A 5,289-nucleotide genomic window follows, 5' to 3' on the forward strand; every position below is an offset into this window, starting at 1 on the left:
ATTCGTCTCGTAAGCCAACCAACTTACACCGGTCGCTACAACTTCAAAGAAGATCCGCTCTGGAACTACAAACCGGTGGCGCTGCCGATTGACGCACTCGCTTGGTACCAATGCGACCACCTCGGCACCCCGCAGGAAATCACCGACCAAAACGGCAACACCGCCTGGAGCGCCCAGTACAAGGCGTGGGGGGAAGCAACCGAACAGCGCTCAGAGTTCGCCCAACAAGTCGGCCTGACCAACCCGATCCGCTTCCAGGGCCAATACCACGACCACGAAACCGGCCTGCACTACAACCGGCATCGGTACTATGATCCAAAGGTCGGGCGGTTTATCAGCAAGGACCCGATTGGGTACTCAGGCGGGCTAAATCTTTACGCATATGCTGCAAACCCGGTGGAGTGGATCGACCCACTCGGTTTGCATAAAGTCATCGCAACAAACAGCCGTAGGAGCGCAATGAAGAAAGCACAGGAACATGCTCAGGTTCCGCGAGTGAGCAAAGGTGGAAGTGACATTGTTATGGACGACCTTCACCCTAGTAGTCGCGGGGTTAATTGTGCCTGTCTAAAGAGTCGGGGTATCACCACCCTCGGGCGTTGGAGTGGTACAGAAAACAAGAAGTTTTTTGTGTTTGACCATCCTGACGGACATCCTGACTTGGTCGGACCAGGCCAGCCGGAGCATCATGAACGTCCACATGTCCACGGAAAGAACAAAAAAGGTGAAATGATAATATTCACTTACCCAGCACCACGGCCGGGACGATAAAAATGACCTGCTATAAAATCTTGTGCTACCACTCCGAGTTTAATATTTTTAAAAACCATGCAAGCGAGCGCCTAGCAAAAATGTCTGCCAAAGCTCATGACCAATTTGCTTTGCTGATGGCGATAACATTAGAAGGCGCTATTGGTTTTGATGAAACACCCCAAGGCTCTTCTGCTATAAACGCTCTTGTTGAAAAATGTTACTGGGTGAATCTACATAAGCTCAACATTCAGCCACCTTCAGACAACTACTACGGCTGCATGCCCTCACTTTTGTTTAGAGATAACAATGGCGGCTTCGAAAAGCTATACCAGGAACATATTGAATACGAAAAAAATTTGCGTAAATACCAAGTAATGGCGAGACATCGACCTACTGAGAAACCTAAAACATCAATGCTGGCAAGCATATTACAAGACCAGCGTCTTTTAATATCCGGCGGCGAGTTATACGACGCCCTAATGAATGCATGCCATTACCTACTAGTTCCTGTCTTATCGGGAGAGCACGGACCTGATGCATTCATTGCCTTTTCAAATAATCTCGATTATTTCTTCCAAGAGTTCAGATCAGCCATTGATCACCATGCCGAAATAACTTTCGTTGATAGCGTATCAAAACTGGAGTTTTACTAATGGGGATAATGGGGGCGGACCCCCTTTAATTCTTCTGCTCTGTTTACGGTTAAAGGGGGCGCCCCCCTTTAACTTAAGAATAAACTTAATAAAAGAGATCTCGCCGTTCGGGAGGATTTTCAAAAAGGCAACCAAGCACATTTATAATCCGGCCAAAGGTGGAGCATATTCCCATATCAACCATAGATTTATGGTGAAGGACGCCAAGCATGAGCATGTCGACATTGAGTTTATAACCGGTAAGGCTTTCGTGGAGTAAATATATGTTCAACGGCTATCTAGATAACGCGCAATCCTACGTCGAACTGGAACGACATTTATATGAGTTATTTTATTCGGAGGGGCAGGCGCACGGACTGGACGCCAGCAAATTTAAAATGCCGTACTGCAATACGAAATTTTCGGATGGGACGCCATGTCGAGACGGTAATCCAATATTCTCAACAAGAAATGAGGGCACTGGTCAAATTCTAAGAATAGTGCTTGATGAGGATATCGATACGTTGGTGTCGTATCATGACAAAGAAATGAACCGTGAACTCGTCCTAGTAGGAAAAGTGGCGTTACTGGATGAAATCAAAAAAGAAATGTGCAAATGGATTAGATCTCAATAATCAAACTTGCATGTAGACGGCCCAGTCACGGAACGTAACTGATTTGAAGAATTAAAGGGAGCGCCCCTTTGACTCCCAGACAAATCTCGTATGCGGATACCTGATCGTGGGGAATAGTGCATGGGAGATCGTATGCTTGATAGCGAATCATCAAGCAGATCCTAATGTGTGCGGACACCGCACAATCAGATACTAAGCAACATAGATCAAAAACATCAATCATAAGCGACCTACACACAAAAAAATTTAAACAGCCAAGCCCTTTAACTAGCAGCCACTCAATATATCGCATCTGAATATTATGGCTATACGCTGGAATTTAATTAGAGCTAATGACGGTTATTCCGTACCTGGTTCGTCTGCGAGGAGTGTCAGAAAGCAACATGAAAACCTATCGAATCCTATGCTACACGTCAGAATTCAGTGAATTCAAACATCATGCTAATGACCCCATAGCGGAGCTATCTGCAAATGAGCAAGATCAACTTGCCTTAATTATGGCCGCCAGTTTGGATGGCGGGATTGGATTTAACAGAACACCTTACGGTGACGCAGCGATCGACGCGCTTGTCTCAAAATGCTTTTGGGTCGAGCCCCGCAAGACGACCATCGAGTCACCTGTTCGTACGCGTTCAGGACACATGCCTTGCCTAATGTTCAGAGCTAAGAATGACGGCTTTAAAAGACTGCTTGAGGACCATGAAAAGTACGACAGGAATCTCAGAAAACATCAGGTCCTCATCAGGCACAGACATGCCGAAAGTCCCAACCCCGCTATACTCTCAAGCATTTTGCAGAGTACTCACCTCCGGATCCGGGGCAAGGAGCTATATGACGCCCTGCAAGAGACTTGTCACTATGTGGCAGTACGAGACAGAACCGGGGAGCACGGCAGTGGCGCATTTATCGTATTCTCACGCAACCTCGACTTCTTTTTTAAAGAGTTCGATGCCGCGATTGAAGGCTATGCGAAGATTGATTTTGTAGATAGCCCACGGAAATTAATTCACTGGTAGCAAAATAACATTCGATGATTCGCATTTCGAGCGTTAGCACTCAAATATGTGGGATGGCCCTTTGACCAGCTTGGTCTCTCTGGCAAGGCGTGCTCGCCGACGTGCGCTACAAGTAGCGCCGAGGCGTGCAACTTCTTGCGCATATTAGGGCTAAAAGGGGACGAGGGCTAAAAGGGGACGGATCTCTTTAATACTTTTAACCTAAGGTTAAACGGCTTAACTCACCGACATCCAAAAATTTTATATGCAAGGCAAACATGATTACATCGGCTGAAGAATTTGTAACCCTACGCGCTAGCCGTCTCAAGGCTGAATACGACAGGTCTGCCATGGAGGAAGCGCCTCTCGCTGTATGGCGTGAAGTGATCAAGAGATATCCCGATTACGTACAATGGGTAATACACAACAAAACAATTCCACTTGAGATTCTAGAAGAGTTATGCGAATCCCACCCTGAAAGCAGGTATTTCATAGCAAGCAAGCGAAAACTGTCGCTGGAGTTGTTTGCGTTCCTTTCGCAAGATCCTGATCCTATGGTGAGAGGTGGAATAGCTCTGAACAAAAAGACTCCTTTGGAAATACTTGTAAACCTTTTAAGTGATGAGGACGAAGATGTGGCTGACACTGCAAGGAGGCAATACGAAACCAGGAAATCAGTCTGACGGGACAGTCCTTTTAGACTGATGCAATCAACCACTCCACACTAACTGGCCATTACCCACCCCAACTCCAAACGCAAAAAGCCCCGAATCATCGGGGCTTTTCCATCACGCCATTTGGTTGATCACCAGAATCAAGGATCAACCTGCGCCATCAACTCCACCACCGGCTCCGTCCGCTTCGCATACCGCTGAGCCACCACCGCACACACCATCAGCTGAATCTGGTGAAACAGCATCAGCGGCAAGATCAGCAACCCAATCGTGCTCCCCGCAAACAGCACCTGGGCCATGGGCACGCCGGTCGCCAGGCTTTTCTTCGAGCCGCAGAACAGGATGGTGATGCGGTCTTCCTGATTGAAGCCGAACAGCTTGGACAGCAGGGTCGCAGCCACGAGCACCAGTGTCAGCAGCAGGCAGCACACTCCCACCAGCCCGGCCAGGTCCCAGATCGGTGTTTTCTGCCAGATGCCTTCGTTGACCGCTTCGCTGAACGCGCCGTAGACCACCAGCAGGATCGAGCCTTGATCGACGAATTTCAGCCAGTTCTTGTTGCGTGCGACCCAGGCGCCAATCCAGCGACGCATGATCTGGCCGGCAATGAACGGCAGCAGCAACTGCACGCTGATCTTGATGATCGCATCGAGGGTCGAGCCGCCTTCGCCGTGAACGTTCAGCAACAGCGTGACCAGCAGCGGCGTCAGGAATATCCCGAACAGGCTGGAGGCCGCCGCGCTGCAGATCGCCGCCGGGATATTGCCGCGCGCCAGTGAGGTGAAGGCAATCGCCGACTGCACCGTCGCGGGGAGCGCACACAGGTACAGGATGCCCATGTACAGGTCTTTGCCGATCAGGGGCGACAGCACGGGTTTGAGTGCCAGACCTAGCAAGGGGAACAGGACGAACGTCAGCCCGAACACCAGCAGGTGCAGGCGCCAGTGCCCTGCCCCGGCGATGATTGATTCTCGGGACAGTTTGGCGCCGTGAAGAAAGAACAACAGCGCGATGGCGATGTTGGTCAACCAGCCGAAGCCAACGGCCACTTGCCCGGTGGCGGGCAGGAAGCTGGCGATGATCACCACGGTGATCAACATGAGGGTGAAGTTGTCAGGGAGAAAACGGGGGCGGGTCATCTGCGTCATCCGAAGGTGCCAGGAACATGCCCGCCACTTTAGCGCGCAATGCACTTACCGACTAACGCCAATATGTCGATCAATAGCGCCTAACGGACACCTAGGCCGAGCTGGACCTACCGATGACGTATTCCCGGCTTAAGCCGGTCCCACTCAGACTGTGTGAAAACCTAGCCAACCTGCCTCAGATCTAAGAAAATGCCCCGCATCGAAAGATGCGGGGCATTTTCTTATGGCGTACATCCAGGGCGAATCTCGAAACCAGACCAGCCTGTTTCCGGTTTCAATCGATGAAGTCATTCCCGAAGACCATCTTGTTCGGGTCATTGATGCCTATGTTTCTCGCTTGGATCTCAGGGTTCTGGGGTTCGATAAAGCTATTCCCAAGGGCAACGGACGCCCGCCCTACAACCCCGCCGACCTGCTCAAACTCTACATCTACGGCTACTTCCAGCGCATAC

At 50.0% G+C, this 5,289-nt stretch carries 7 protein-coding genes; 6 read left to right on the top strand and 1 reads right to left on the bottom strand.

Annotation, left to right across the window (positions count from 1 at the left end):
- The 5 genes from BMY98_RS27870 to BMY98_RS26335 form a co-directional block, all read left to right on the top strand.
- Positions 1 to 771 (top strand): RHS repeat domain-containing protein (locus tag BMY98_RS27870; RefSeq protein WP_175514229.1); only part of this gene is annotated, 771 nt, incomplete at its 5' end.
- Between the two features lie 2 nt (positions 772 to 773).
- Positions 774 to 1,406: a hypothetical protein gene (locus BMY98_RS26320; RefSeq protein ID WP_074893711.1), complete on the top strand. Its 633-nt coding sequence runs from the start codon at positions 774 to 776 to the stop codon at positions 1,404 to 1,406.
- A gap of 263 nt (positions 1,407 to 1,669) precedes the next feature.
- Positions 1,670 to 2,020, top strand: coding sequence for a hypothetical protein (locus tag BMY98_RS26325; RefSeq protein ID WP_074893713.1), 351 nt, complete (start codon positions 1,670 to 1,672; stop codon positions 2,018 to 2,020).
- A 383-nt stretch (positions 2,021 to 2,403) separates the two neighbouring features.
- On the top strand, positions 2,404 to 3,036 hold the full coding sequence (locus tag BMY98_RS26330; protein ID WP_074893715.1) for a hypothetical protein: 633 nt from the start codon (positions 2,404 to 2,406) through the stop codon (positions 3,034 to 3,036).
- Positions 3,037 to 3,293: 257 nt separating this feature from the next.
- Positions 3,294 to 3,698 (top strand): hypothetical protein, encoded by a 405-nt coding sequence (locus tag BMY98_RS26335; protein ID WP_074893717.1) that lies wholly within the window; start codon positions 3,294 to 3,296, stop codon positions 3,696 to 3,698.
- A 131-nt stretch (positions 3,699 to 3,829) separates the two neighbouring features.
- Here BMY98_RS26335 and BMY98_RS26340 read toward each other — a convergent pair whose 3' ends face one another.
- Positions 3,830 to 4,828 carry a bile acid:sodium symporter family protein gene (locus tag BMY98_RS26340; RefSeq protein WP_074893719.1) on the bottom strand — a complete coding sequence of 333 codons (999 nt, stop codon included), beginning with the start codon at positions 4,826 to 4,828 and terminating at the stop codon, positions 3,830 to 3,832.
- A gap of 232 nt (positions 4,829 to 5,060) precedes the next feature.
- Here BMY98_RS26340 and BMY98_RS26345 point away from each other — a divergent pair.
- Positions 5,061 to 5,289: transposase (locus tag BMY98_RS26345; RefSeq protein WP_139214591.1), on the top strand; the 229-nt coding region annotated here is incomplete at its 3' end.

Source organism: Pseudomonas graminis, assembly GCF_900111735.1.
GTDB lineage: Bacteria > Pseudomonadota > Gammaproteobacteria > Pseudomonadales > Pseudomonadaceae > Aquipseudomonas > Aquipseudomonas graminis.

What these genes read in the sequence shown, in the direction of transcription:
- BMY98_RS26340 (WP_074893719.1), bottom strand. Translation starts at nt 4,828, where the DNA reads ATGACCCGCCCCCGTTTTCTCCCTGACAACTTCACCCTCATGTTGATC.
- BMY98_RS26320 (WP_074893711.1), top strand. Translation starts at nt 774, where the DNA reads ATGACCTGCTATAAAATCTTGTGCTACCACTCCGAGTTTAATATTTTT.
- BMY98_RS26325 (WP_074893713.1), top strand. Translation starts at nt 1,670, where the DNA reads ATGTTCAACGGCTATCTAGATAACGCGCAATCCTACGTCGAACTGGAA.
- BMY98_RS26330 (WP_074893715.1), top strand. Translation starts at nt 2,404, where the DNA reads ATGAAAACCTATCGAATCCTATGCTACACGTCAGAATTCAGTGAATTC.
- BMY98_RS26335 (WP_074893717.1), top strand. Translation starts at nt 3,294, where the DNA reads ATGATTACATCGGCTGAAGAATTTGTAACCCTACGCGCTAGCCGTCTC.